General features: G+C 65.2%; 23 protein-coding genes. 17 read left to right on the top strand and 6 right to left on the bottom strand.

Features of this window, described 5'->3' with window-relative positions; genetic code table 11:
• The 5 genes from EJC47_RS17355 to EJC47_RS17375 form a co-directional block, all read left to right on the top strand.
• A partial coding sequence (locus EJC47_RS17355; protein WP_221885182.1) for a glycoside hydrolase family 25 protein occupies nt 1-495 on the top strand: 495 nt, incomplete at its 5' end.
• Between the two features lie 194 nt (nt 496-689).
• Nucleotides 690-887, top strand: coding sequence for a preprotein translocase subunit SecE (gene secE, locus EJC47_RS17360; protein WP_185867712.1), 198 nt, complete (start codon nt 690-692; stop codon nt 885-887).
• Between the two features lie 17 nt (nt 888-904).
• Nucleotides 905-1,441 (top strand): transcription termination/antitermination protein NusG, encoded by a 537-nt coding sequence (nusG, locus tag EJC47_RS17365; RefSeq protein WP_033966826.1) that lies wholly within the window; start codon nt 905-907, stop codon nt 1,439-1,441.
• A gap of 126 nt (nt 1,442-1,567) precedes the next feature.
• Nucleotides 1,568-2,869, top strand: a complete 1,302-nt coding sequence (locus EJC47_RS17370; RefSeq protein ID WP_033966827.1) for a dicarboxylate/amino acid:cation symporter — start codon at nt 1,568-1,570, stop codon at nt 2,867-2,869.
• Nucleotides 2,870-3,080: 211 nt separating this feature from the next.
• The gene (locus EJC47_RS17375) at nt 3,081-4,457 is read left to right on the top strand and encodes a M20/M25/M40 family metallo-hydrolase (protein WP_126849082.1); all 1,377 of its coding nucleotides are present in this window, start codon (nt 3,081-3,083) and stop codon (nt 4,455-4,457) included.
• Here EJC47_RS17375 and EJC47_RS17380 read toward each other — a convergent pair.
• The gene (locus EJC47_RS17380) at nt 4,424-5,035 is read right to left on the bottom strand and encodes a TetR family transcriptional regulator C-terminal domain-containing protein (protein WP_126849083.1); all 612 of its coding nucleotides are present in this window, start codon (nt 5,033-5,035) and stop codon (nt 4,424-4,426) included. The two genes, EJC47_RS17375 and EJC47_RS17380, sit on opposite strands and share 34 nt — an antisense overlap.
• 67 nt (nt 5,036-5,102) lie before the next feature.
• Here EJC47_RS17380 and EJC47_RS17385 point away from each other — a divergent pair, with 67 nt between their 5' ends.
• Nucleotides 5,103-6,356 (top strand): aromatic ring-hydroxylating oxygenase subunit alpha, encoded by a 1,254-nt coding sequence (locus EJC47_RS17385; RefSeq protein WP_126849084.1) that lies wholly within the window; start codon nt 5,103-5,105, stop codon nt 6,354-6,356.
• Nucleotides 6,353-7,948 (top strand): phytoene desaturase family protein, encoded by a 1,596-nt coding sequence (locus EJC47_RS17390; protein WP_126849085.1) that lies wholly within the window; start codon nt 6,353-6,355, stop codon nt 7,946-7,948. Before EJC47_RS17385 ends, EJC47_RS17390 begins: the two co-directional genes overlap by 4 nt.
• Before the next feature lie 118 nt (nt 7,949-8,066).
• Here EJC47_RS17390 and EJC47_RS17395 read toward each other — a convergent pair whose 3' ends face one another.
• Nucleotides 8,067-9,341, bottom strand: coding sequence for an APC family permease (locus tag EJC47_RS17395; protein WP_126849086.1), 1,275 nt, complete (start codon nt 9,339-9,341; stop codon nt 8,067-8,069).
• A 128-nt stretch (nt 9,342-9,469) separates the two neighbouring features.
• Between EJC47_RS17395 and EJC47_RS17400 the strand changes: the two genes are divergently transcribed.
• Together EJC47_RS17400 and EJC47_RS17405 are read left to right on the top strand one after the other, a co-directional pair.
• Nucleotides 9,470-11,065: a tetratricopeptide repeat-containing sulfotransferase family protein gene (locus EJC47_RS17400; protein ID WP_171010522.1), complete on the top strand. Its 1,596-nt coding sequence runs from the start codon at nt 9,470-9,472 to the stop codon at nt 11,063-11,065.
• A gap of 100 nt (nt 11,066-11,165) precedes the next feature.
• Nucleotides 11,166-13,730, top strand: a complete 2,565-nt coding sequence (locus tag EJC47_RS17405; RefSeq protein WP_126849087.1) for a TonB-dependent receptor — start codon at nt 11,166-11,168, stop codon at nt 13,728-13,730.
• Nucleotides 13,731-13,761: 31 nt separating this feature from the next.
• Here EJC47_RS17405 and EJC47_RS17410 read toward each other — a convergent pair whose 3' ends face one another.
• On the bottom strand, nt 13,762-15,543 hold the full coding sequence (locus EJC47_RS17410; protein WP_126849088.1) for a sensor domain-containing phosphodiesterase: 1,782 nt from the start codon (nt 15,541-15,543) through the stop codon (nt 13,762-13,764).
• Between the two features lie 260 nt (nt 15,544-15,803).
• Here EJC47_RS17410 and rplK point away from each other — a divergent pair, with 260 nt between their 5' ends.
• The 3 genes from rplK (at nt 15,804) to EJC47_RS17425 (ending at nt 17,476) form a co-directional block, all read left to right on the top strand.
• Nucleotides 15,804-16,235, top strand: coding sequence for a 50S ribosomal protein L11 (rplK, locus tag EJC47_RS17415; protein ID WP_033966441.1), 432 nt, complete (start codon nt 15,804-15,806; stop codon nt 16,233-16,235).
• Between the two features lie 4 nt (nt 16,236-16,239).
• Nucleotides 16,240-16,932 carry a 50S ribosomal protein L1 gene (gene rplA / locus EJC47_RS17420; RefSeq protein WP_010404067.1) on the top strand — a complete coding sequence of 231 codons (693 nt, stop codon included), beginning with the start codon at nt 16,240-16,242 and terminating at the stop codon, nt 16,930-16,932.
• A 337-nt stretch (nt 16,933-17,269) separates the two neighbouring features.
• Nucleotides 17,270-17,476, top strand: a complete 207-nt coding sequence (locus tag EJC47_RS17425; protein WP_010404074.1) for a cold-shock protein — start codon at nt 17,270-17,272, stop codon at nt 17,474-17,476.
• Nucleotides 17,477-17,539: 63 nt separating this feature from the next.
• On the opposite strand, the gene EJC47_RS17430 is transcribed toward EJC47_RS17425, so the two are convergent.
• Complete coding sequence (locus tag EJC47_RS17430) at nt 17,540-19,474, bottom strand: AsmA family protein (RefSeq protein WP_126849089.1); 1,935 nt, start codon at nt 19,472-19,474, stop codon at nt 17,540-17,542.
• A 67-nt stretch (nt 19,475-19,541) separates the two neighbouring features.
• Nucleotides 19,542-20,750, bottom strand: coding sequence for a penicillin-binding protein activator (locus EJC47_RS17435; protein WP_185867709.1), 1,209 nt, complete (start codon nt 20,748-20,750; stop codon nt 19,542-19,544).
• Between the two features lie 11 nt (nt 20,751-20,761).
• On the opposite strand from EJC47_RS17435, the gene rsmI reads away from it, so the two are divergent.
• The 4 genes from rsmI (at nt 20,762) to EJC47_RS17455 (ending at nt 23,786) form a co-directional block, all read left to right on the top strand.
• Complete coding sequence (rsmI, locus tag EJC47_RS17440) at nt 20,762-21,595, top strand: 16S rRNA (cytidine(1402)-2'-O)-methyltransferase (RefSeq protein ID WP_126849090.1); 834 nt, start codon at nt 20,762-20,764, stop codon at nt 21,593-21,595.
• 104 nt (nt 21,596-21,699) lie between these two features.
• Nucleotides 21,700-22,050, top strand: a complete 351-nt coding sequence (locus tag EJC47_RS17445) for a YraN family protein (RefSeq protein ID WP_126849110.1) — start codon at nt 21,700-21,702, stop codon at nt 22,048-22,050.
• 78 nt (nt 22,051-22,128) lie between these two features.
• Nucleotides 22,129-23,079, top strand: a complete 951-nt coding sequence (gene gshB, locus EJC47_RS17450; RefSeq protein ID WP_126849091.1) for a glutathione synthase — start codon at nt 22,129-22,131, stop codon at nt 23,077-23,079.
• A gap of 107 nt (nt 23,080-23,186) precedes the next feature.
• A complete protein-coding gene (locus tag EJC47_RS17455) occupies nt 23,187-23,786 on the top strand; it encodes a DedA family protein (protein WP_126849092.1) in 600 nt (199 codons plus the stop codon).
• Here EJC47_RS17455 and EJC47_RS17460 read toward each other — a convergent pair.
• Nucleotides 23,783-24,688 (bottom strand): tyrosine recombinase XerC, encoded by a 906-nt coding sequence (locus tag EJC47_RS17460; RefSeq protein ID WP_260591642.1) that lies wholly within the window; start codon nt 24,686-24,688, stop codon nt 23,783-23,785. The genes EJC47_RS17455 and EJC47_RS17460 overlap by 4 nt on opposite strands.
• A gap of 87 nt (nt 24,689-24,775) precedes the next feature.
• On the opposite strand from EJC47_RS17460, the gene EJC47_RS17465 reads away from it, so the two are divergent.
• Nucleotides 24,776-26,944: a primosomal protein N' gene (locus EJC47_RS17465; protein WP_126849111.1), complete on the top strand. Its 2,169-nt coding sequence runs from the start codon at nt 24,776-24,778 to the stop codon at nt 26,942-26,944.
• Nucleotides 26,945-26,991: the final 47 nt, after the last annotated feature.

Consider the following 26,991-nt stretch of genomic DNA (forward strand, 5'->3'; position numbering starts at 1 on the left):
GAAAATTGGGCGGCGCTGAAACAACATGGGCTGAAACGCGGAGCCTATCATTATTGCATGCCGGATTTCACCGCGCAGGAAATGGCCGATCTGTTTCTGAGCGTCTATCACCCCAGCAAGGGTGATCTTCTGCCGACGCTGGATGTGGAAGATGAATATGTCCACGCCATTCAATCGGGAACCAAAACGCGCGCGCAACTGGTTGCGCAGATCGTCGAATTCGGCAAAATCCTGGTGACGGCGACGGGTCATCAGCCGTTTCTGTATATCCGCAAGGACATTGCCGATTTCCTCGGCAATCCACCGGAATTTGCAGCGTTTCCGCTATGGCTCGCCAATTATAACCATCCGCCGACGCCGCCGGTGCCAAAACCGTGGACCGGCTACACGTTGTGGCAATATTCCGAGCAGGGTCACCTCGCGGGTGTCCCCGGCAGTTGCGATCTCGATTATCTGAACGGGCCGCCCGCGCTCCTCGACTCGTTCGTGATTTAACGCGAATCCTGCGGCGATGGCGGTTCCGATCCTTTGGCCATCGCCGCCCTATCGTGAGGCGAGTTGATTTCACCCGCCGCCCGCGCTAATGCTTGTCTATTCCGAAATCGGGAATTCTCGTCATCGGGCCTTGGCAGGCCCGGACGGCGGGCCCATGTCCTGATCTTGGCCAAGAAAACATGAGTGCACAGCCCGTGGCGAAGACGACCCCCCTCGAATTCATCCGACAGGTTCAGGCCGAGACCAAGAAGGTCGTATGGCCGACCCGGCGCGAGACGATCATGACCGGCGTGATGGTCGTCATCATGACGACGCTGCTCGGCCTGTTCTTCTTCATCGTGGACACCGGCTTCGAGGCGATCGTCAAGCTGCTGCTCAGCCTCGCCAAATAATCTAGGTAAACGAACACATGGCACGCTGGTACATCATTCACGCTTATTCGGGTTTCGAGGGCAAGGTCCGCGATTCGATCATGGCCGAAGCGACCCGCATGGGGCTCGAGCAACTGGTCGAGCAGATCGAGGTTCCGACCGAAACCGTCACCGAGGCGCGCCGCGGCAAGAAGATCTCGGTCGAGCGCAAGTTCATGCCGGGCTATGTGCTCGCCAAGCTCAACATGAACGACGACGTCTATCACCTCGTCAAGAACACCCCCAAGGTGACCGGCTTCCTTGGCCCGAACGGCAAACCGCAGGCGATCCCCGAGGCGGAAGCCGCGCGGATGCTCAACACCAAGGAAGAAGCCGCCGCTGCGCCCAAGCAGAAGATCAAGGTCGATTTCGAAATCGGCGATTCGGTCAAGGTGCTCGACGGCCCGTTCGCGAGCTTCAACGGCATTGTCGAGGAACTCGATTTCGACCGCAGCCGCGTCAAGGTGTCGGTGTCGATCTTCGGTCGCGCCACCCCGGTCGAGCTGGAATTCGAACAGGTCGAACGCAGCAAATAAGCGTTTTTGCCGGGCGCGGCGTCGCAACCGCCGCGCCCGCATTTTACAAAAAGCTGGCGCGCCATGCGCCACGCTTTAGGACCGTCCTTCACGCCCGCCGATTACGGCGGCTGACCGAGAGGGACCATGTCGATCCACCCCGCCCCCACGCCCGCGCACGGCCCCAGCCCCTTTTACTACCATCTCTATTTTCAGGTGCTCACCGCGATCGTGCTCGGCGCGCTGGTGGGGCATTTCTGGCCAACGACGGGCGAAGCGCTGAAACCGCTGGGCGACGGCTTCATCAAGCTGGTCAAGATGGTGATCGCGCCGGTGATCTTCCTGAGCCTGGTCAGCGGCATCGCCGGCATGCGCGAGTTGAAGTCGGTGGGGCGCGTCGCGCTCAAGGCGTTCGGTTATTTCCTGTTTTTCTCGACGCTGGCGCTAATCCTTGGTCTGGTGGTCGCCAATGTCGTCCACCCGGGCGCGGGCATGAACATCAATCCGTCAACGCTCGATGCAGGCTCGGTGGCCGGTTATGCGCATCAGGCGCATGAAACGACCTTTGTCGGCTTCCTGATGTCGATCATCCCCAACACGATGGTCTCGGCGCTGACCGAAGGATCGATCCTGCAGACGCTGTTCGTCGCGGTGCTGTTCGGCATCGCGCTGACTTTGGTCGGCGAAGCGGCCGAGCCGGTGCTCGATCTGATCGAGCGGCTCGCCCTGATCGTGTTCCGCATCGTCGGCATCCTGATGCGCGCGGCCCCGGTCGGCGCGTTCGGCGCGATCGCCTTCACCGTCGGCAAATATGGCGCGAGCAGCCTGATCAATCTCGGCGGGCTGGTCGCGACCTTCTATTTCACCTCGATCGTATTCGTGCTGGTCATTCTCGGCGCAGTGGCGCGGCTACACGGTTTCTCGATCCTGCGCTTGCTCGCCTATTTGAAGGCCGAGTTGCTGCTGGTGCTCGGCACCTCTTCGTCCGAGGCGGCCCTGCCCAACCTCATCACCAAGCTGGAGGCGGCGGGGTGCGACAAGGGCGTGGTCGGGCTGGTCGTGCCAACCGGCTATTCGTTCAATCTCGACGGCACCAATATCTACATGACGCTGGCCGCCTTGTTCATCGCGCAGGCCTGCAACGTGCCTTTGTCGATCGGCGACCAGTTGCTGCTGGTCGGCGTGGCGATGCTGAGTTCGAAGGGCGCGGCCGGGGTGACCGGGGCGGGCTTCATCACGCTGGCCGCCACGCTGTCGATCGTGCCGTCGGTGCCGGTCGCGGGCATGGCGCTGATCCTGGGCGTCGATCGCTTCATGAGCGAATGCCGCAGCCTGACCAACTTCATCGGCAATGCGGTCGCGGCGATCGTCGTCGCGCGCTGGGAGGGCAAGCTCGACCGTGCCAAATTGGAGGAGGTGTTGTCGGGCGGGGCGCACCGTTTCGGCTGAAATAGACCGCACCCCCTCCCGTTCGGGCTGAGCTTGTCGAAGCCCTGCCCTCCCACTGCGGGGCGCTCGCAAGGGGAAAGCAGCCCTTCGACAAGCTCAGGGCGAACGGGAGGTATGCATGCGCTCGATCTACGCCCGAACCGCCCCCGCTTGCGCCAATCCCCCCAAACGCTACGCTCGCGCTTTACCCGCCCCCCGAGGACCTTCCAGTATGCGCATCTTCGCCCTTCTGCTTGCCGGCACCCTCCTGACCAGCGCTGCGCAAGCGGCCACTCCAGCGGCGGACGAAGCGCTCGATCTGGCGAAGAAGGCGATCGCGCTGCGTTCGGTCAAAGGCCCCGGCAATCAGACTCCGCAGGTCGCCGCTCTGTACAAGGCGGCGCTGGTCGCGGGCGGCTTTGCCGACAAGGACGTCGAGATCGTGCCGGTCGACGACACCGCCTATCTCATCGGCACCTGGCCGGGCAGCGACCCCAAGCTCAAGCCGCTGGTCATTTCCGGCCATATGGACGTGGTCGAGGCCAAGCCCGCCGATTGGCAGCGCGACCCGTTCACCGCCGTGGTCGAAAATGGCTATCTCTACGGGCGCGGTGCGACCGACATGAAGCTCGACGGCACGATCGCCATCGCCGCGCTGAATGACCTGCGCCGCACCGGCTACAAGCCCAAGCGCACGATCATCATCGAGTTTTCGGGCGACGAGGAAACCGCGATGAAGACCTCGGCGCTGATCGCCGAGCGGCTGAAGAACGCCGAACTCGTGCTCAACATCGATGGCGGCGGCGGCGTGCTCGATGAGACCACCGGCAAGCCCAAATATTGGACCTGGAACGGGGCTGAGAAAACCTATGCCGATTTCCGGGTGACCGTCACCAACCCCGGCGGCCATTCGTCGATGCCGCGCCCGGTCAATGCGATTGTCGAACTGGCCAAGGCGCTCGAAAAGGTCGGTGCCTATCACTTCACGCCCGAACTGAGCCCACTGACGCGCGAGGCGCTGGCCAAGGCCGCGCCGTTCGAGGAACCCGAAATCGGTGCCGCGCTGAAGGCCTTCGTCGCCAACCCGACCGACAAGACCGCGATCGCAACGCTAACCGCCAACCCGGCGACGGTCGGCAAGATCGGCACGACGTGCGTGCCGACGTTAGTCAGCGGCGGCCATGCCGAAAACGCGCTGCCGCAGCGCGCCACCGCCAATATCAACTGCCGCATCTTCCCCGGCCACAAACCCGCCGACATCATGGCGGAGCTGGGCCGCGTGATCGATGATCCGGGCGTCAAGCTGGAGGATGTCAGCGAAGGCTCGGTCCCCAACGATGCCTCGCCGATGCGCCCCGATTTCATCGCCGCGATCGATCGCGCCATGGGCAAGGTCTATCCGGGCGTGCCGGTGTTCCCGGCGATGGCTTCGGGCGCGAGCGACAGCATGTGGTTCCGCTATCACCATGTGCCGAGCTATGGCGCGAGCCCGACCTTCATCAAGCCGTCCGAGGATTTCAGCCACGGCCTGAACGAACGCACCCCGATTTCGACGATCGAACCGGGGATCCGGTATTACCGGCTGCTTTTCGCCGATCTGTCGAAATAGCTTTCCAGCTGCCGCTCGGCGAGGACACGCGCCTCGCCGGGGGTGAAATTGCCCGGCGACAGGCACAGTTCCAGCCATAGCCCATCGACCAACGCAGTGATCGCGATCGCCGCCAGCCGACGATCGGCGGCGGGCAGACCGCAGGCGGCGAGCAACGCTTCGAGATCGTCGCGATACGATTGGTACAGTGCATCATGCCGCGCGGCGATGATCGGCTTGGCCGACAGGCTCCAGAACGCGATCCAGGTCGCGAACAGCGCGCGATCGGCGATCGGCGGCGCGAAACTGGCGGTGACATAGGCCGCCACCCGCGCGCGCGAATCATCGCCCGCCGCCGCGACCGCCGCCGCCAGCGCGACATGCACCTGCTGCCCGACCGCCGCATAGGTTTCGGCGACAAGGCCATCGATCCCGGCGAAATAATGCCCGACCAGCCCCGGCGACACTCCCGCCTCCAGCGCGATCGCGCGCACCGATGCGCCCGTAGCGCCGTCGCGCGCCAGCACGCGCGCGGTCGCCTCGATCAGCGACTGGCGGCGCGCATCGGGTTCGGCGCGGGAGAAAGCGGGTTTGCTCATGCGAAGGCCTTATTGCAGTCCGCCAATTCTTATTATACGATCGTACAACAAGCAACCGGAGCCACGCATGCCCCCCTCGGCCGATCACGATCCCGACGCCGACTGGAGCTTGCCCGGCTGGCTCTACACCGACCCCGAATATTATGCGGTCGAGATGGCGCGGGTGATCCGCCCGTCCTGGCAGATCGTCTGCCACCAGAACGATCTGGCCGAACCCGGCGCGTTCCACACGCTCGATTATTTGGGCGAGAGCATCATCGCGGTGCGCGGCGACGATCATGAGATCCGCGCCTTCGCCAATGTCTGCCGCCACCGCGCGATGCGGCTGGTCGAGGGGCCAAGCGGCTGCGCCAAGAAGCTCGTCTGCCCCTATCACGCCTGGACCTATGAAACCGACGGGCGGCTGACCGGCGTGCCGATGCGACGCGATTACCCCGCGCTCGACCTGGCCGAAAACGGCCTCGCGCGCGTCGATCTGGAGATCTGGCGCGGCTTCGTGTTCGTCCGGCTGGAGGGCGACGGCCCCTCGGTCGCCGAGATGATGGCCCTGTATGACGCGCAGATCGCCCCCTATCGCTTCGAGGAGATGCAGACGCTCAGCCCAGTCCGGCTGCGCGACCGCGCGGTCAATTGGAAGAATGTCGGCGATAATTATTCCGACAACCTCCACATTCCCGTCGCGCATGACGGCCTCACCCGACTGTTCGGCAAGAGCTATGCGATCGAGGCCGAGCCCTGGGTCGACAAGATGTCGGGTCGCCTCGTCGACCGCCCCTCCGACAACCCATGGGAGCGCTTCTACCAGACGCATCTGCCGCCCGTCCCGCATCTGCCCGAGGCGAACCAGCGGCTATGGCTCTATTTCAAGCTGTGGCCCAACATGGCGTTCGATCTCTATGCCGATCAGATCGATTTCATGCAGTGGCTGCCGACCTCACCGACGACGTGCGTGCTGCGCGAAATGGCGTTCGCCTTGCCCGACGACCGGCGCGAGATGAAGCTGGTGCGCTACGCCAATTGGCGCATCAACCGCATCGTCAATGCCGAGGACACCTGGCTGATCGAGCGTGTCCAGCAAGGCATGGCCTCGCACAGCTACACCGCCGGGCCAATCGGCGCGAGCGAGGTCTGCCTGCGCAGCTTCGCGCGGAAGATCCGCGAGCGGATTCCCGAAGCAAGGCTGCACCGCGCGCCGGCGGCGGGGTGGTCAAAATTCCCTTCCCGCTTGCGGGAGGGGCTAGGGGAGGGACGGAATGCGGGCGCGGGGGATATAAAACCCCTCCCCCAACCCCTCCCGCAAGCGGGAGGGGAGCAACAATGACGAAACGCTACGACGCGCTCATCATCGGCGGTGGCCATAACGGTCTCGTCTGCGCCTTCTACCTGGCGAGCGCGGGGCTGAAAGTGCGCGTGCTCGAACGCCGCCACGTCGTCGGCGGCGCGGCGGTGACCGAGGAATTCCACCCCGGCTTCCGCAATTCGACCGCCAGCTACACCGTCAGCTTGCTGCGCCCCAAGGTGATCGCCGACATGAAGCTGCACGATCGCGGCTTTCGCATCATCGAGCGGACGATCAGCAATTTCTTCCCCTTCCCCGATACCTATCTGACCCTAGGCGGCGGCACCGCCCGCACCCAACAGCAATTCGCGCGCTTCAGCCAGAAGGACGCCGACGCCTATCCAGCGTATGACGCCGCGCTGGAAAAGGTCGCGCAAGTGTTGCGCGATCTGGCACTCAAGACCCCACCCAATGTCGGCGGCGGCCTCCGCGCGCTTCTCTCGGGCGCGACGCAAGGCTGGCCGATCGCCAAGATGGAGATCGAAGCGCAGCGCGACCTGCTCGACGTGTTCACCAAATCCGCGCGCGATTTCCTCGATGGCTGGTTCGAGGACGATCACGTCAAATCGGCCTTCGCCTTCGATGCCGTGGTCGGCAATTATGCCGGCGTATCGACACCGGGCAGCGCCTATGTCCTGCTCCACCACGTCTTTGGCGAAGTGAACGGCAAATATGGTGCGTGGGGCCATTCGGTCGGCGGCATGGGCGCGATCACCCAGGCAATGGCGCGCGCGTGCGAGGATGCAGGCGTCGAGATCAGCCTCGAGGCCCCCGTCGCCAGGCTGCTGACCGAAGGCGGCAAGGTCGCGGGCGTGCGGCTCGAATCAGGCGAGGAAATCGCCGCCACCACGGTCGCCGCCAATGTCGGCCCGGCCCTGCTCTATCGCCAGATGGTCGATTCCGCCGACATGCCCGCCGATTTCAAGCGCCGGATCGATGGGTTCAAAACCGGCAGCGGCACCTTCCGCATGAACGTCGCTCTGTGCGAACTGCCCGATTTCACGGTGTTCCCGGGCAAGGACAAGGCCGAGCACCACACCGCCGGGATCATCATTGCGCCGGGGATGGACTATATGGACCAGGCGTTCATCGACGCGCAGCAGCATGGCTGGTCGAAAAAGCCGATCGTCGAGATGAAGCTGCCGACCACGGTCGATGACAGCCTCGCCCCGCCGGGAATGCACATTGCCAGCCTGTTCTGCCAGCAATTCGACCCCAAGGTCGATTGGGACACGCACCGCGAGGAGGTAGCCGATCTGATCGTCGATACCGTCACCGACCATGCCCCCAATTTCAAAGCCTCGGTGATCGCACGGCAAATCCATTCTCCGCTCGATCTCGAACGCAAGTTCGGGCTGATCGGCGGCGACATCTTCCACGGCACCATGGGGCTCGACCAATTATGGGCGGCGCGCCCAATGCTCGGCCACGGCGATTATCGCGGGCCGATCAAGGGGTTGTACATGTGCGGATCGGGCACCCACCCCGGCGGCGGCGTGACCGGCGCGCCGGGCCACAATGCGGCGCACGAGATTTTGCGGGATCGGAGCTTGGTGGGGCGGCTGTTCGGGTAGGGGGCCGCCGCCTCCGTCACCCCGGGCTTGTCCCGGGGTCCACCGGGGGTTTGCATTCTACGGCGTAAGAAAGTGCGGCACCGTGGACCCCGGGACAAGCCCGGGGTGACGGTTGCGGTCAGGTCAGGTCACCGCCCCCAAACCGCAACCAATACAGCGGCAGCGCCGTCAGCATCAGCACGACGCTCGCCCCCGCCGCCTCCAGCCCCGCCCCCAACAGCGCCCAGAGCGCAAACACCAGCCCCGCCACCGCCGCCACCGGCGCGATGCGCTTGACCAAGGCGGTCAGGCACGCCCCGATATACAGCCAGATCGCCGCCGCCGCCGTCAGCCGCAGCATGAAATCGAGCAACCCGCCGAGCGAGCGCGTCGCATTGGATAGCACCAGCACGCTCGCCAGGGTGGTCGCCAGCAACAGCATCGGGATCGGCACGTCGCGCGCGCTGGTGCGCCCGACCCAGCGCGGCAGCAGCCCGGCGCGCGCCATCCCCAGCGGCACCTCGCCTTGCAGCAGCGTCCAGCCATTCAGCGCGCCGATCGCCGCGATCGCGGCAAAGGCAGCGGTGGCAAGCCCCGCCTGATGTCCCCAGAAGCGTTCGACGAACAAGGCGAACGGCGCTTGGGCATTGGCGACCTCGGCGGTCGGCAGTGCGAAGATAATCCCGCTGCACACCGCTATGTACAGCAGCCCCGTCAGCCCCAGCCCGAACAGCGTCGCGCGCACGACATTGCGCGCCGGATCGCGCACGCGCTCGGCGGCGACGCTTGCCGCCTCGAACCCGACGATCGCAAAGAAGGCCAAGGTCAGCGCCGGGGTCAGTTGCGACCAGGCAAAGGGCGGATGCGCCTCGGCATGGAATGCGCCCCCGCCGCTCAACGCGACGCCCGCGAGAATCAGCACGATCGCGGCGAGCGGCAGCAGTTTGAGCAAGGTCGTCACCACCTGAAACGCCCCGGCCAGCCGCGCGCCGCCGAGATTGAGCAAGGTCAGCAACCACAGCAGCACCGTCGCCGACAGCGCCTGCGCCAATGATGTCGCGCCGAGCACGGGCACGAATTGCGCGAGATAACGGATCGCGGTCAGCGCGATCACCGCATTGGCCGACCACACGCTGACCCAATAGCTCCAGCCGACCAGCACCCCCGGCAACGGCCCCAACCCCGCACCGCAGATCGCCACCACGCCGGTCGCCTCGGGCATTGCCGCGGTCAGACGCGCGAGCACCCAGGCGATCAGCAACGCGCCCCCTACCCCCGCAATCCACGCCGCGACGCTCGTCCAGCCATAGGGTGCCAGTTGCGCGGGCAGCACGAAGATGCCCGATCCGATCATCCCGCCCATCACCAGGGCGGTCGCGGTCCAAAAGCCAAAGGGGCGCGGTGCCGACTCCATGCATGTCTCCCGGGATCGGGCGGACCCCGGTCACGAATGCAGCACGCCCGGCGCGCCAACGCCATAGTTCCTTTTCGGCAACTCTGCGCTACCACCGTCCCATGACACAGACGGCAAGCGCGACGGACATGGACTGGATGGCGGCGAGCGGTCGCTATCCCCCGCGCCTGATCGCGGCGGCGCTGGCGCTGCACGACAATCGCCTGGGCGAGGCCGAGCCCTTGCTCAAAGCGCATCTGAAGGACGATCCGTTCGATGTCGCGGCGATCCGTATGCTGGCCGAGCTCGCCGGGCGGATCGGGCGCTACCGCGATGCCGAAACGCTGCTGCGCCGCGCGGTCGAGCTGTCCCCCGCCTTCACCGCTGCGCGCGCCAATCTGGCGTTGGTGCTGTACCGGCTCAACCGCCCTGCCGAGGCGATTGCGGAACTCAACGTGGTCGCCGCCGAAGACCCCGACAATCCCGGCCATGCCAATCTCCAGGCCGCCGCTTTCGGGCGCATCGGCCAGTTCGACGAAGCGATCGCGCTGTACGAGCGCGTGCTGGGCGACGCGCCGGAGCAACCGCGCGTGTGGATGAGCTATGGCCATATGCTCAAGACGGTCGGGCGGCAGGCCGATGGCATCGCCGCCTATCGCCGCGCGATCACGCTGCTGCCGACGCTGGGCGAAGCGTGGTGGAGCCTCGCCAATTTGAAGACGGTAACCTTCACCGAGGACGACATTGCCGCGATGCAGGCTGCGCTGGAGCAGCCCGGCATTTCCGACGAAGACCGCTTCCATCTCGATTTCGCGCTGGGCAAGGCGTTCGAGGATCGCCGCCACGCCGAACGCGCCTTCGCGCATTATGCGGCGGGCAACACGCTCCGCCGCAAGCACATCCGCTACAGCGCCGACGAGACCGAAGCCCTTGTCGACCGCAGCATTGCGCTGTTCACGAGGGGATTTTTCGCCGAACGCGCGGGCCAGGGCTTCGCCGCGCCCGACCCGATCTTCATCCTCGGGATGCCGCGCGCGGGATCGACGTTGATAGAGCAGATCCTCTCCAGCCACAGCCAGGTCGAGGGAACGAGCGAACTGCCCGATATCCCGGCGCTCGCCAGGCGGGATGCGGCCTATCCCGAGGGGCTGGCGACCTGGTCCGCCGAACGGCTGCGCGAAACCGGCGAAGAGTATCTCCAGCGCACCCGCATCCAGCGCCGCACCGACCGCCCCTTCTTCATCGACAAGCTCCCCAACAATTGGGCGCATGTCCCCTTCATCCACCTGATCTTGCCGAACGCGCGGATCATCGATGCGCGGCGGCATCCGCTCGGCTGCTGCTTCTCCAACTTCAAACAGCATTTCGCGCGCGGCCAGGGCTTCAGCTACGCGCTCGATGATATGGGCCGCTATTATCGCGATTATGTGCGGCTGATGGAGCATGTCGACACCGTCCTGCCGGGCCGAGTCCACCGCGTGCTGTATGAGGATATGGTCGAGGATACCGAGGCAACCGTGCGCGCCTTGCTCGCCGCCTGCGGCCTGCCGTTCGAGCCCGCCTGCCTCGCCTTTCACGAAACCGCGCGCGCCGTGCGCACCGCCAGTTCAGAGCAGGTCCGCCAACCGATCTTTCGCGAGGGCACCGAAGCGTGGAAGCCGTTCGAGCCGTGGCTTTCCCCGCTGCGACACGCGCTGGGCGACGTGCTCGACCGTTATCCTTCCGCCACCGTCACAACGTTGTAATTTCGCCACGCCCGCGTAAGATTGTTACACACCTGCGGCACCGTGCTTGACGGATGCTGCGGTCGCGAACACCTTGTTGAAACAATACAGGGGGAATCTGATGTCGTCGTTCGGGTATCGTGCCGCCATTCTCGCACTCTTGTCGTCGACCGCCTTCGGAGCCCCCGCGTTCGCGCAGAGCGCCCCGCCCGAACCGGCCCCGGCCACCGCACCGACCGATGGCGGCGACATTATCGTCACCGCGACCAAACGCTCCGAAACCTTGCAGAATGTGCCGATCAGCGTCCAGGCGCTGACCACCAAGAAGCTCGACGAACTCAATATCTCGAACTTCTCGCAATATGCGCAGCAATTGCCTTCGGTGTCGTTCCAGGCGCTGGGCGGGACGCCCGGTACCAACGTCATCTATATGCGCGGCGTCGCCTCGGGCGGGGACGGCAACCATTCGGGTTCGCTCCCCTCGGTCGGCGTCTATCTCGACGAGCAGCCCGTCACCACGATCGGCGGCAATCTCGACGTCCACATCTACGACATCGCCCGAATCGAAAGCCTGTCGGGCCCGCAAGGCACGCTGTACGGCGCTTCGTCGGAAGCGGGCACGATCCGCATCATCACCAATCAGCCCGATCTCTCGCATTTCTATGGCCGCGCCGATCTTGAGGGCAATAAGGTCAGCAAGGGCGGCTTTGGCGGCAAGGCCGAGGGGATGGTCAACATCCCGCTGTCGCCCTCAATGGCGCTGCGCGTCGTTGGTTTCTACCAGCGCGATGCGGGCTATATCGATAATGTGCCGGGCACGCGGCGCTTCTGCGGTGGCACCAACTTTGATGCCAATGGCAATTGCGTGAAGGACGGCCTGACCGTCAACAACAACGCCTTCGTGAAAAAGGACTATAACGACACCGAAATCGCGGGCGGTCGCGCGGCGCTGAAGGTCGATCTCGACAGCAATTGGACGGTCACCCCGACCGTCATGTACCAGGATACGCGCAGCCACGGTGCCTATGGCTATGATCCCAAGGTCGGCGACCTGCAGGTGCAGCATTTCTACCCCGAATATCGCCGCGACCGCTTCATCCAGGCCGGGCTGACAATCGCGGGCAAGATCGGCAATTGGGACGTGACCTATGCCGGGGCCTATCTCGACCGCAAGGATTTCTCGTCTAGCGACTATACCGATTACGCCGAGGCCTATGACAATCTCTATGCGTCGGTTGGCGGCATCGCGGGGTATTTCTACTTCAAGGACAATGCCGGCAAAACGATCGACCCGCGTCAACGCGTGATCGGCAGCGACCATTTCAAGAAAATGAGCCAGGAATTCCGCGTCGCCAGCCCGTCTAGCGAGCGGTTCCGCGTGGTCGCCGGTGCCTTTTACCAACGCCAGAGCAATGACATCCATCAGGATTATCAGGTGCCCGGTCTGGCCGACACGCTCTCGGTTAACGGCCACCCCGGCACCCTGTGGCTGACGCAACAGCATCGCGTCGACAAGGATTATGCGATGTTCGGCGAGGCCAGCTACGACATCACGCCGCGGCTGACCGCGACCGTCGGCGGGCGCGCCTTCATCTATGACAATTCGCTGATCGGCTTTTTCGGCTTCGGTCGCGATCCGGCCAATGGCTACAGCACCACGCCATACAATGCGGCAGGCAGCTCGCGCACCGGCGTCGCCGGGTGCTTCACCACCAACGGCACGCGCCTGCGCGATGCGGTGGCAGCGGGCGGATCGACCACGTTGCTTCCGGCTGCGGTGGCGGGTGGCCCCTGCACCAATCTTGGCGTCTATCGCGTCGGAGAAGGTGTCGTACCCGTGCAGGCATCCGGGCAAGGCGTAACGTATCGCTTCAATTTGAGCTGGAAACCGGTTGAGGGCGTTCTGCTCTACGGCACCGCCTCGCGCGGGTTCCGCCCGGGCGGCATCAACCGCCGCGCCGACGTCGCAGCCTATGCCGCCGATTACCTGACCAACTATGAATTGGGGGCCAAAACGACGCTACTGGGCGGCGCATTGCGGTTGAACGGCGCAATCTACCAGCAGGATTGGGACAAGTTCCAATTCTCCTTCCTGGGGGCGAACAGCTTCACTGAAATCCACAACGGGCCCAATGCGCGCATTCGCGGCGCGGAGATCATCGCCAATCTCAATGTCGGTGCACTGTCGGTGAGCGCTTCGGGCTCCTATACCGATGCCAAGACGCGCAAGAATCTTTGCCTGATCGACGACCCGACCTTCACCTGCACCGGCGCGGGCAATCTCCTGTCGGCAAAGGCTGGAACCCGTCTGCCGATCACGCCCAAGTTCAAGGCGAGCGGATCGGCGCGCTACACGGTGCCGGTCGGAGCAGCCAAAGCTTATGGCCAGGCGGTCGTGTCGTACCAGGGCTCCGCCGCGTCCGACATTCGATCGGCGACCTTTGGACCGGGCGGCATCATCTTCAACCCGGCCGCACAGCTCGGGCCATTATCGGCCTTCACCACCGCCGATTTCGCGGTCGGTGTGCAGTTCCAGCGCTACAGCTTCGAACTCTTCATCCAGAATGCCTTCGATACCCGCGGGCAGCTCTCACGCTTCCAGGAATGCGGCAGTTGCGGTCAGCGGCCCTATATCGTGCCCGTCACACCCCAGACGATCGGCGTACGACTGCATACGGACTTTTAGCGCGATACGAGTAGCGCCGCCTGGCCCTTCGTCAGGCGGCGCAGGCCGATCCGTTACCCGCCGCGCCTTGCCTTTGACGAAACCACCACTCGAAATCCTGTTGTTCCAGCGGGCGCGCATAATGATAGCCCTGCGCCTCGTCGCATCCCAGTGCATCGAGAATTTCCGCAGTTCGGGGCGTTTCGACGCCCTCCGCGACGACGCGATGGCCAAGGCCATGCGACAATTGGATCATGGTCCGCACCAGGATGCCGGCCTGGTCCACCTCACGATCGAGCGATTGTACGAAGGACCGGTCGATCTTCACGACGCTGATCGGGAAACGTTGCAAATGGGCCAGGCTGCTATGGCCCGTACCGAAATCATCCAGCGCGATCCGGATACCGAGGTCCGCCAGCGCCCGCAGCCTGGCGAGTGCAACCACCGGATCGCACATCATCGCACTTTCGGTAACTTCCAACTCCAGAAATTCGGGCCGTACGCGGTGCTTCAACAGGTATAACTGCACCCGCTCGACGAAATCCGTCTCATCCAGATTTGCCGCTGACACATTGATCGACAATTGCAGGTCAATCCCGCTCGCGTGCCACACGGCGAGTTGCTCCAGCGCTTTGTCCAAGACCCAGGTGGTCACCGGCCGCATCAGCGCGGTCTGCTCGACGATCGGGATAAACTCGTTCGGCGAGACGTCGCCCAGTTTCGGATGCGTCCAGCGTAGCAGCGCCTCCGCCCCACTGCATTGGCCCGATGCGAAATCGATTCGCGGTTGGTAGACAAGACGCAACTCGCCCGGCAAATCGAAGGCGTCGCAAAAGTCTTTCAAAAGGCTGAAACGGCGCGCTTGTTTCCCGTCACTGGTCGATGAGTACAGGCTGATTTGCCCCCCGGCGAGGCGCGCGTCCTGCGCCGCGCTATAAGCCATCCGCAAGACGTCGCTGCCCGGAGTTTGACCCGCGACAAAGGGCGCGACGCCGATCGTATTGGTTAACACGAACCGCTCGTGTGCCCCCCGTCTGCGGGCATCGTTCAATGCGATTTTCAGGCGCGCCACAAACGCCGCGTCTTCCATCTCCGGCAAGGCAAGAAAGGCGAACTGCGTCGCTGCGACATGATAGGCGATGCGGCCTGGACCGAGTCCCGCGCGTAAACCCTCCGCTGCTGCCTGGACGATCTGGTCGATGAACGTCGGGCCCATGACGCTCATGCCTTGACTGAGCTGTTCGCTGGGTGCCAGATCCACCAAAGCCAGAAGGCGGCGCTCCCCCGGGGTATTGCGGCCCAAATCCTCCAGATCTTCCAGCAATTGGTTTCGGTTGAGCAGTCCCGAAACCGGATCGACACGACCGATCGCGTGCTGCAGCTCGATTTGCGACATCACCATGTCGGCAAGATCGGTCAAAGCCGCCATCTCTGCCTCGGAAACGGTGCGCGGCTCGTGACCAAGGACACACAGCGCGCCCAGCCCAAAACCGTTCCTCGTCGTAAGCGGAGCACCGGCGTAGAAGCGAATGCCGTCGCGTGCGAGGGGACAGTCGCTATAGGCAGGATCCGACAGCAGATCCGAGATGACCACAAATCCGGTGGATTCCGCGACCTGCGCGCAGGGCGCTTGCTCGCGCGGGATGAAAGTGTGCTCTACCCCGACGCGCGACTTGAACCATTGCCGGTCGCGATCGGTCAGCGACACTGCGGCGATCGGCAGCCCGAAAAGCATCGCTGCCATCCGCGTGATCCGATCGAAGCTGTCGCTCGGCGGCGTGTCGAGCAAATTGAGCTGCCGCAATGCGTCGAGGCGGGCTTGCTCGGGACACATTGACGAACTCTCCTTCGTAAGACGCAGCACTGCGCCACCTTACAATATAGGATTCGTTTTCAGGTGGATCGGGCTTGCGAGCCGAAATTGTCGCAAGATATAACGGCGATTGCACCCGATTGCCGTTTGCGCTATGCGCGCCAGCTTCCTGCACACAGCTGTCGGAATATGCGGGAGGGTGCCTCGGCACCCGCTTGAACCGCTAAACTTGAACCGGGCGTCGTGGGTTCCCCTCGCCGCCCCTTACAGAGTGAGTACACATGGCAAAAAAGATTACAGGCTATATCAAGCTGCAGGTGCCGGCCGGCAAGGCCAACCCGTCGCCCCCGATCGGCCCGGCGCTGGGTCAGCGCGGCGTCAACATCATGGAATTCTGCAAGGCGTTCAACGCCTCGACCGGTGACCAGGAAGTCGGCACGCCGCTCCCCACCGTGATCACCGTCTATGCCGACCGTTCGTTCTCGTTCGAAACGAAGACGCCGCCGGCATCGTATCTGATCAAGAAGGCCGCCAACCTGAAGTCGGGCTCGAAGGAGCCGGGCAAGGTTTCCGCCGGAAAGATCAAGCGTTCGCAGCTCGCCGACATCGCGACCGCGAAGATGAAGGATCTGAACGCCAACGACCTCGAGTCGGCAACGCGCATCATCGAGGGTTCTGCCCGCGCGATGGGCCTCGAAGTGGTGGAGGGCTAAGATCATGGCATTTGTCAGCAAGAAGCAAAAAGCCGTCACCATCGACCGTCAGAAGCTGCACGGCGTGGACGAAGCCATCGCGCTCGCCAAGGCCGGCGCAACCTCGAAGTTCGACGAGACGATCGAAGTCGCGCTGAACCTCGGCGTCGATCCGCGTCACGCCGACCAGATGGTCCGCGGCGTCGTCACGCTGCCCAAGGGCACCGGCAAGACCGTGCGCGTCGGCGTGTTCGCCAAGGGTGCGAAGGCCGATGAAGCCCGCGCCGCTGGTGCAGACGTGGTCGGTGCGGAAGACCTGATGGAAATCATCCAGGGTGGCACGATCGATTTCGATCGCTGCATCGCGACCCCGGACATGATGGGCATCGTCGGTCGCCTCGGTAAGGTGCTGGGTCCGAAGGGCCTGATGCCGAACCCGAAGCTCGGCACCGTCACCATGAACGTCGCTGAAGCGGTCAAGGCAGCCAAGGGCGGCCAGATCGAATATCGCGTCGAAAAGGCCGGCATCATCCACTCGGGCATCGGCAAGGCGTCGTTCCCGGCAGAAGACCTGCGCGCGAACTTCGACGCGCTGGTCGACGCCGTGGTCAAGGCCAAGCCGTCGGGCGCCAAGGGCAAGTATGTCCGCAAGGTCGCGGTCAGCTCGACCATGGGCGTCGGCATCAAGGTCGACGTGGCTGAGGTTTCGGCGGCGTAAGCCTCCGCGATTTGCTACGGAATGGAGGGCCGGGGGAAACCCCGGCCCTTTTTTCATGCGCACGCCTCTACGCCGTCACCCCGGGCCTGTCCCGGGGTCCACCGTGTCGCACAATTCCGGACGATAGATCTGGCGAGCGGCAGACCCCGGGACGAGCCCGGGGTGACGATAAACACCCGCCATTTGCTATTCCCCGCAAATGCGCCTAGGCGAGTGCTTGCTACAGTCGCAAATCGACGGTCTCTGGTGCTTTGCGGCCCCATCTTCCTTCTTTCACTGCTGATCTAGGCACGGGTTGGCGCGACTCTCGCGTCACCCAACAAGAAGGACGACCATCATGACCATCGGCACCGTAAAATTCTTCAACGCAGACAAGGGCTATGGCTTCATCGCGCCGGAAGGCGGCGGCGAAGACGCGTTCGTGCACATCACGGCCGTTGAGCGCGCCGGCATGGGCACGCTCGATAAGGACCAGCGCGTCCAGTACGAGCTGGAGCAGGACAAGCGCGGCAAGATGAGCGCCGTGAACCTGCAGCAGGCCTAATCGCCCGCGCAAGCGAATGACCAAGGGCCCGGCGAGCGATCGCCGGGCCCTTTTTCTATGCGTTCACCGCAGCGCAGCCGCCACCGCCGACTCGCAGTCGAAATGGGCGGGCGGTGGAATAACGACGGCGGGCGGCGTCTTTTCGAGCCCGAGTGCCCGGCCGAGCGAGCGCCCGAACACCTTCAGCAAATTGCTGTTACTCGGTTTGTCTGCGGTGCCCAGGCCCGCCACGGTCACCGTCGGCTTGCTCAGCGTGCCGCCAATCTGGATCGGATCGGCGATCTTCAACAGCGCGCGGCTCTTGCTCGTGCCCGCCAGCGTGAGGGCGATCCGTTCGCCATCCATCACGATCCGGCCCGCCCCTCGCCCCACCGAACTGCCGGTATCGATGCCCAGCGGACGCGGCACGAGCACGCCATCGGTCGCACGGAAATCCGCGACGAGGCAGCGCAGCGGCACCATCCGGCTGGGCGAACCGATTGCGTGGACCACCGCCCCGCTCAAATTCTGGCCGAGCACATCCGCGACCATGCGGCGCACCTCGCCATCGGTCGCGACCATTGCTGCCTTGCCGTTGGCGCGCGACAGCGCCTCGCGCACCGTGTCGCCCTGCCCGGCCAACACGATGCGCCCCCGCACGCGTCCAGATACCATATCCGGCTCTCCAATCAGCGAATCGAGCGTCAGCCCCGCCAGTCGAAGATCGATCGACAGCTTGGGCCGCCCACTCCGGTGATCGACTTTCAGCGTGCCGACCATGCGCCCGGAGGCGAGGGTCGCCACGACGTCGCTGACCGTCAACAGACGATGGTCGAGCGTCAGCGTACCCGACAGCGTGCGAAACACCGTGCCCTTGCCCGCCAGAATACGGTCTACGCGGAATGCAATCGTACCGTCGGTCTTGCCCAGCTTGCTAAGGTTGATCCGCGTTGGTGGTATCACCCGCGGGCCGATCGCCGCCGATCGCGCGGCCGAAGCGGCATGACCGCGCGCATCCGCCAAATCATCGAAATCGAACTGCGACGCACGCAGCCTGGCATCGATCTTGGTGCGGCCATCGACCTTGTGCACCGTCGCCAGCCCGGTGAAGCGCGACCGCCCGACGCTGCCGCCGATGCGATCGACATACCAATCCCGCCCGTCATGGCGGATCGCCCCGGTCAGGTTGATCGGCTGCGTGCCGAACAGCCCCGCCTCGATCACCCGATCGAGATTTTTCAGCGTCGGGGCCTGGGCGGTGATCGCCGCGCTGAAGTGGCGGGTGTCGAGCACCCCCGCCATTTGCCCCTTGGCGGTCATGTGCAGCGCGGGCGAGGCGAGCGTGGCGCTGAACGGATAGGGCGCGGCAGGGTCGATCCCAGTGATGCGCCCGCCGGTCGCATCGAGCCGCACGGGCGTTTCGAGAAACGTGCCGGTCGCGGACAGGCGCAGGCCGTTCTTGGCATCGACCGAAAGCGGCCCCGCTACGACCAAGCCACGCTTGGCGTCGCGGAGCACCAATTGCGTGTTGGTGATGGTGAGATCGGACAGCGTCGGGCGGCTGCCCTGCCCGTCGCTTGGCTTGCCCTCGCGCTTCCAATTGGCGCGCCCGGTGGCATCGCGCACCAGCGCGATACGCCCGCCATCGACCGTCACGCGGTCGGGCTGGAAATGCCCGAACAGCAAGGCAAAGACCGGCACACGCACGCTGGCCGAGGACAGGCGGACGAAATCCCCCGGCCCCACCCAATCGGGCTGCGCCACGCTGACGTCCCGAACCGAGATGACCGGCGCATAGGAAAAGACGCTGTCGCGCGTCACCGATCCAACGCGCACCGGGCTGCCCAGCGCCGCCGACAACCGGTTCTCGACCAGCCCGCGCATCATTCCCACCGGAAACGCGCCGAGCGCCAGCAGCAACAGCGCCACCACGCCAACGATGGCGAGTACGGTCGCGAGCAGGACCTTGTGCCAGCGCGGAGCGCGCGGGGCGGGAGCGGCGGTTTCGGAAGCAATCACCGCTCTACAACCCGAGCGCCCCGCGATTGTTGCACCCGCGCCGCGATTCCCCGCGCCTTAGCGATCACTACCGCTCGAAACCGCTCGGTGCAGGCGAGATCGTCACCGTGGTACCGCCGCGAATTTCCTGCACTTCCAGCGCGCGTTCGGCGACATTGTCGCGCCCGAAGCGGAACGCGCCGTCGATCCCGGCAAAACCGCCGCGATCCTTCAAACGATCCTCCGGGAAGGCCGCGCCCATCGGCCAATCGCGCATGATGCGGATCGTCAACAGTACCGAATCATAGCCAAGGCTCGACAAGCGGAACGGTGCCGCGCCGAAGCGCGCCCGATAGCGCGCGGCATATTGGCGATAGAGACCGTCCGATACGCTGGCGAACCACGCGCCTTCCAGCGCCGGCTTGCTGGCGATCGAACTTTCCGAATTCCACAATTCGGTGCCAAGCACACGCGCGCCGCCCATGCCGTTCTTGCGCAACACCGGCACCGCCGCCGAGGCCGCATTGCCGCCATCGGCGATCAGGATCGCCTGATAGGGCGCGCTCTTGCTCATGCGGACGATCGCGCTGGTGATCGATCCGGGGACGCGGTCATAGGTTTGCAGCGAGGCGACTTGTCCGCCAGCCGATTCGACCGCGCGCAGGAAGGCGGTGGAGGCACGCTGCCCGTAGGTGCCGTTGGGCACCAGTCCACCAAAGGTGGTGACGCCCTGTTCGCGCGCATAATCGACCACCCGGCCAATCGACTGGGCGGGCACATAGCCCATCAGATAGGCACCGTTTCCGGCGGCGGTCGCATCGTTGGAGAAGCTGACCACCGGCACGCCCGCGCGATGCGCAATCGGTGCCACTGCCCGCACGTCATCCGCCAGCAACGGCCCGAGGATCAACTGATTGCCATCCGCCAGCGCCTTTTGCGCGGCCAGCGCAGCACCGGTGGCGGTGTCATAGCTGGTGATGCGGATGCGTTCGTTCTTGGAATCGAGCAGCGCCATCTGCGTGGCATTGGCAAGGCTCTGGCCGACCCCGGCATTGGGGCCGCTGAGCGGCACCAGCAGCGCGACGCGGTGGCGTTGGGTATCGGTCGGGATGCCCTGCTCTACCACAGGCTGCTGCGGCTGCACCGGGCGGGTGACCGGGGGGCGTTTTACCGGCGCGGGGCCACGCGGGACGACCGTCTGGCACCCGGCCAGCGCCACCGCCCCCGCAATCGCCGCCATGCGCAAAAGTCGTTTAAAACCGATGGGCCGTTGCCCTGTCGTATCCCGCTCTGCCATGACCGCTCCTGATGAACCCTGATCTTTCGCCCGGCCTCTATATCGTTGCCACCCCGATCGGCAATCTCGGCGATCTTTCGCCGCGCGCCGCACACATTTTGTCGCATGCCGCAATAATTGCCGTCGAAGACAGCCGCGTTACGGCCAAACTTCTCCACCATATCGGCGTGAAGCGGCAAATGGTTCCCTATCACGACCATAATGCCGAAGAAGTCCGCCCCGGCCTGATCGCGCGCATGGGGGTGGAAGCGGTCGCCTTGGTGTCCGACGCGGGCACGCCATTGATCTCCGACCCCGGCTACAAATTGGTGCGCGATGCGCGCGCGGCGGGGCATACCGTGTGGACCATTCCCGGCCCCTGTGCGGCGGTGGCGGCGCTGACGCTCGCCGGGCTGCCGACCGACCGCTTCCTGTTCCTCGGCTTCCTGCCCTCCAAGGCCCAAGCACGCGCCGCCGCCATCGCCGAAGTGGCCGCGATCCGCGCGACCCTGGTGCTCTACGAATCCGGCCCGCGCCTCGCCGCGCTGCTCGCCGCACTGGCCGAAGGTCTCGGCGACCGCGAGGCAGCGGTAACCCGCGAAATCACCAAGCATTTCGAGGAAGCGGTAACCGGCACGCTGTCGCAGCTCGCCGCGCGCTATGCTGACGCACCGCCCAAAGGCGAGATCGTCGTGGTCGTCGCCCCGCCCGGCGCCCCCGAAGCCGCCAGCGCCGACGATGCCGATGCAGCGCTCACCGAAGCACTGACGCGGCTGTCGACCGGCCAGGCGGCGAGCGAAGTCGCCAAGAAACTCGGGCTCGACCGCAAGGCGCTCTATGCAAGGGCGCTGGAGTTGAAGGCGTAAAACTCCCCTCCCGCTTGCGGGAGGGGCTGGGGGAGGGCATGTTTGGTGACGTGCCGCGCTTCGAAAGCCCCTCCCCTAACCCCTCCCGTAAACGGGAGGGGAATATAAAGCGCCGCCTCGCCGAAGCCTCCGGCCGCCGCGGCGAGCGCCTCGCCGGCTGGTGGCTCCGCCTCAAAGGCTGGCGCATCCTCGCCCGCCGCGTCCGTACCCCCGCAGGCGAAGTCGATCTGATCGCCAAGAAAGGTACCCTCGTCGCCTTTGTCGAGGTCAAGCTGCGCGCCACCGCCGCCGAGCTCGATTTCGCGATCGACGAGCGCCGCCTCGCCCGCGTCGCGGCGGCGGCCGAATATCTGATGCCAAGCTATGCCGATCCGGGCGACGACATTCGCGTCGATGTCATCCTGCTCGCGCCGGGCACGCGGCCCCGCCATATCGAGAATGCCTGGATCGGGTGACTTTGGCGGCGGACGCCCCTAGAGGTCGCTCGCATCCAAACCCGTCGCCAGCGATCGGGTATCGAGACGGAGAATCTCATGTCGCTCACCGTTGCCGTCCAGATGGACCCGATCGCCGCGATCAACATTGCCGGGGATTCGACCTTCGCGTTGATGCTCGCAGCCCAGCAGCGCGGGCACAAGCTGTTCCATTACAATGCCGAAGACCTGAATTATGCCGATGGCCGGGTGTGGACCAAGGCCGATCCGGTCACCGTGCAGCGCGTCGTCGGCAATCATTACAGCTTCGGCGATCCCATCAACCTCGATCTGGGCGAGGAAGCCGATGTCGTGCTGATGCGGCAGGACCCGCCCTTCGACCTCGGCTATATCACCGCGACGCATCTGCTGGAGCGCATCGCGCACAAAACGCTGGTGGTGAATGACCCGGCAAGCGTGCGCAACGCACCCGAAAAGGTGTTCGTGCTCGATTTCCCCCAATTCATGCCGCCGACGCTGGTCACGCGCAGCCTCGACGAAGCCCGCGCCTTTCTCGCGCAGCACGGCGAAATCGTCATCAAGCCGCTGCATGGCAATGGCGGCAAGGCGATCTTCAAGGTCGGGCAGGATGGCGCGAACCTGTCGGCGCTGATCGAGGTGTTCAACACCATGTGGCGGGAACCGCACATGATCCAGGCGTTCCTCCCCGCCGTTGCCAAGGGCGACAAGCGCATCGTGCTGGTCGATGGCGAGGTCGCGGGCGCAATCAACCGCCTGCCCGGCGAAGGCGAAATCCGCTCCAACCTCGCGGTCGGCGGATCGGCGGTGAAGACCGAACTGACCGAGAAAGAGCGCGAAATCTGCGCGGTACTCGGGCCGGAACTCAAGCGGCGCGGGCTGCTGTTCGTCGGCATCGATGTGATCGGCGGCGAATGGCTGACCGAGATCAACGTCACCTCCCCCACCGGCATCGTCGCGATCGAACGCTTCGACGGCACCGATGTCGCCGCCCTGATCTGGGATGCGATCGAGCGGAAAGTTGCGGCATAGCCATCGTCACCCCGGGCTTGTCCCGGGGTCCACTATGGTATCTGCCATCGGCCGGAAGCGCGCGGCACGGTGGATGCCGAGACGAGCCCGGCATGACGGAGTGATGCGTGACCGAATTCATCATCAACCTCACGGCGTGGGGCGGCTATTTCGGCATTTTCCTGCTGATGGTGCTGGAGAACGTGTTCCCGCCCATCCCGTCCGAAGTGATCATGGGGCTGGGCGGTATCGCGGTCGCACGCGGGCAGATGGAGATGGTGCCGCTGATCGTCGCGGGCACCGCGGGGACGGTCGTCGGCAATTATTTCTGGTACTGGATCGGCTGGCACCTCGGCTATCAGCGGCTGCGCCCGTTCGTCGATCGCTATGGCCGCTGGCTCACGCTCGATTGGGAGCACGTCCTGCAGCTCGAACGTTTTTTTCAGCGTCACGGACAATGGGTGGTGTTCGTGTTCCGCTTCATGCCCGCCTTCCGCACAATGGTGTCGCTGCCCGCGGGCATGACGCGGATGCCGCGCGCACGTTTCCTGGCCTGGACGGCGGGCGGCGCGGCGATCTGGGACACCTTTCTGGCGGGTGCAGGCTATTATCTCGGCACCAACTTCCGCGAGCTGGATGCGTTCATCGGCCCCGCGACGATGGCGACGATCGGGGCGGTCGCGCTGTTCTACGTCTGGCGCCTGCTACGCTGGCAGCCGCGCTGCTAGGCACGCGGATGCGCGTTGCGGTACACGTCCAGCAAATGCGCCGCATCGACCTGGGTATAGATTTGCGTGGAACTGAGGCTGGCATGGCCGAGCAATTCCTGAAGTGCCCGCAAATCCGCGCCGCGCCCGAGCAAATGCGTGGCGAAGCTGTGGCGCAGCGCGTGCGGCGTGGTGCGGTCGGGCAATCCCAACCGCACCCGCGCGCGCTGAACCGCGCGGCGCACCAGACGCGGCGATAACGGCCCGCCCTTTGCGCCCCGAAACAGCGGCGCATCGCGCGCGGTGCCAAAGGGGCTGAGTGCGACATAGGATTCGATCGCCGCCCGCACTTGCGGCAGCAACGGCACGATCCGCGTCTTGTCGCGCTTGCCCGTCACGCTCAGCGTCGCCCCCAGCGGCAGGATCGCGCCCGTCAGCCCCAATGCTTCGCCCACGCGCAGCCCAGCGCCATAGAGCAGCAGCAGCACCGCCAGATCGCGCGCACCGATCCACGGCTCGGCGGCGTCATCCGCAACGTCTTCGGCCAAAGCGACCGCCTCATCCGGCGACACCGGGCGCGGCACGCCCTTTTTCACGCGCGGCCCTTTCAGGCGCGGCGTCGTCCCCTCGCCCACCGCAAACGCCAGAAACCCGCGCACCGCCGACAATTCCCGCGCTGCCGAGGCATTGCCGATGCCGCCCTCGCCCCGGCGCGCGGCAAGGAAGGCGCGCAGATCGGCCGCGCTCACCTTGGCCAGCATGTCGCGCTCCACCGCCGCCCCCCAATGCGCCTGCAGAAACGCGCACAATCGCACCGCCGTCGCCTCATAGGCCCGCACGGTATGCACCGAGCGCCGCCGGTCGCGCGCGAGATGGGCGGCATAAAGGCCGGGGAGGTCGCTCATCGCTGCGGTGTAGCGCATCGAATGGGGCAGGTAAGCCCCTCGCCTTCTGCCAAGCGGCGCATGGCACCCCTTTGCCGCACGCCCGCAACCCGCCATATGCTCCCCATGTCCCGCGCCCGCGTCCTCGTCATGAATTCCGCGCTCGGCCCGCTCGATTACCGCGTGCCGCACGGAATGCAGGTCGAGCCAGGCTCGATCGTCGTCGCCCCGCTCGGCCCGCGCCAGTTGATCGGCGTGGTGTGGGAGCCGGAACGGATGCCGTCCGATGCCGAGGTCGGCGACAATCGCTTGCGCAACCTGATCGGCGTGTTTCCCGCCGCGCCGCTGGCAGCACCGCTGCGGCGGCTGATCGAGTGGACCGCCGATTATTATCTCGCGCCCCCCGCCGCCGTGGCGCGGATGGCGCTCGCCTCCAGTTCGGCGCTGGAGGGCGCGAAGACCGTCACCGAATATCGCGCGACCGGGCTGGTGCCCGATCGCATGACCCCGCAGCGCGAGCAGGCGCTCGAACAGATCGGCAACCACCAGGGCCTGATCCGCGAACTGGCGGCGATCGGCAATGTCTCCGACGCGGTCATTCGCGGGCTCGCCAAGGTCGGCGCGCTGGAGGCGGTCGAGGTCGATATCGACAGCCCGTTCGCACTGCCCGATCCCGATTTCGCCGCGCCCGCTTTGTCGCCAGACCAGCGCACCGCTGCCGCCACGCTGGTGGCGGGCGTCACCGCGCGGGCCTTCGCGCCGACGCTGCTCGACGGCGTTACAGGATCGGGCAAGACCGAGGTCTATTTCGAGGCGGTCGCCGCCGCGATCCGCGAGGGGCGGCAGACGCTCGTGCTGCTCCCCGAAATCGCGCTGACCGAACCCTTCCTGACGCGCTTCGCCGCGCGCTTCGGGGTGAAGCCCGTCGCTTGGCACTCAGGATTGCGCCAATCGCAACGCCGCCGCGCCTGGCGCGCCATCTCCAGCGGGCAAGCGCTGGTCACCGTCGGCGCGCGCTCCTCGCTGTTCCTCCCATACGCCAACCTCGGCCTGATCGTGATCGACGAAGCGCATGAAACGAGCTTCAAGCAGGAAGAAGGCGTGCATTATCACGCCCGCGATGTCGCTGTAATGCGGGCAAAATTTGAGAAGATCCCGGTAATCCTGGCGTCCGCCACCCCCGCGATCGAAACCCGCCAGCAAGTCGCGCTCGGCCGCTATGCCGAGGTAAAATTGCCCGGCCGCTGGGGTGCCGCCGAAATGCCCGCGATCGAAGCGATCGACCTGATCGCCGAACCGCCCGAACGCGGCCACTGGATCGCCCCCCGCCTGGTGGTGGCGATGCGCGAGACGCTGGCGCGGCACGAGCAATCTTTGTTGTTCCTCAACCGGCGCGGCTATGCCCCGCTGACCTTGTGCCGCACCTGCGGCCACCGCTTCCAATGCCCCAATTGCACCGCCTGGATGGTCGAGCATCGCCTCGTCCACCGCCTCGCCTGCCACCATTGCGGCCATGTCGAGCCCGTTCCCAAGGTCTGCCCAGAGTGCCAGAGCGAGGACAGCCTGGTCCCCGTCGGCCCCGGCGTCGAACGCATCGCCGATGAAGTAAAGGCGCTCTTCCCCGACGCGCGTACCGCCGTCATCACCTCCGACACGATCTGGTCGCCCGCCAAGGCCGCCGAATTCGTCGCGCGGATGGAGGCGCATGACATCGACATTATCGTTGGTACACAATTGGTTACCAAGGGCTATCACTTCCCCAATCTGACGCTGGTCGGCGTGATTGATGCCGATCTTGGGCTCGACGGCGGCGATCTGCGCGCGTCCGAACGCACCTTCCAGCAAATCTGCCAGGTCGCGGGGCGCGCCGGGCGCGGAGCCAAGCCCGGCCATGTCTATATCCAGACGCACAGCCCCAAAGCGAGCGTGATGCAGGCGCTCGTCTCGGGCGATGCCGAGGCCTTTTACGCCGCCGAGACCGAGCATCGCCGCGAGGCAGGCGCGCCGCCCTTCGGCCGCTTCGCCGGGATCATCGTGTCGAGCGAAGACCAGAAGGCCGCGCTCGAAACCGCCCGGCTGATCGGCCGCAGCGCGCCGCATCATGAGGCGATGGAAGTCTACGGCCCCGCACCCGCCCCGCTGGCGATGCTGCGCGGGCGACACCGCTTCCGCTTGCTCGTCCATGCCAAGCGCGCGCTCGACGTGCAGGACATCATCCGCGACTGGCTCGGCGGACTAGACTGGCCGAGCAAGGTGCGCGTCGTCGTCGATGTTGACCCGTACAGCTTTGTATGACGCCCCGCGTCCCTTCTGACCCGTAACGTCGCTATCGTCCTCGATTC

This window comes from Sphingomonas sp. TF3 (genome assembly GCF_003985085.1).
Lineage (GTDB): Bacteria > Pseudomonadota > Alphaproteobacteria > Sphingomonadales > Sphingomonadaceae > Sphingomonas.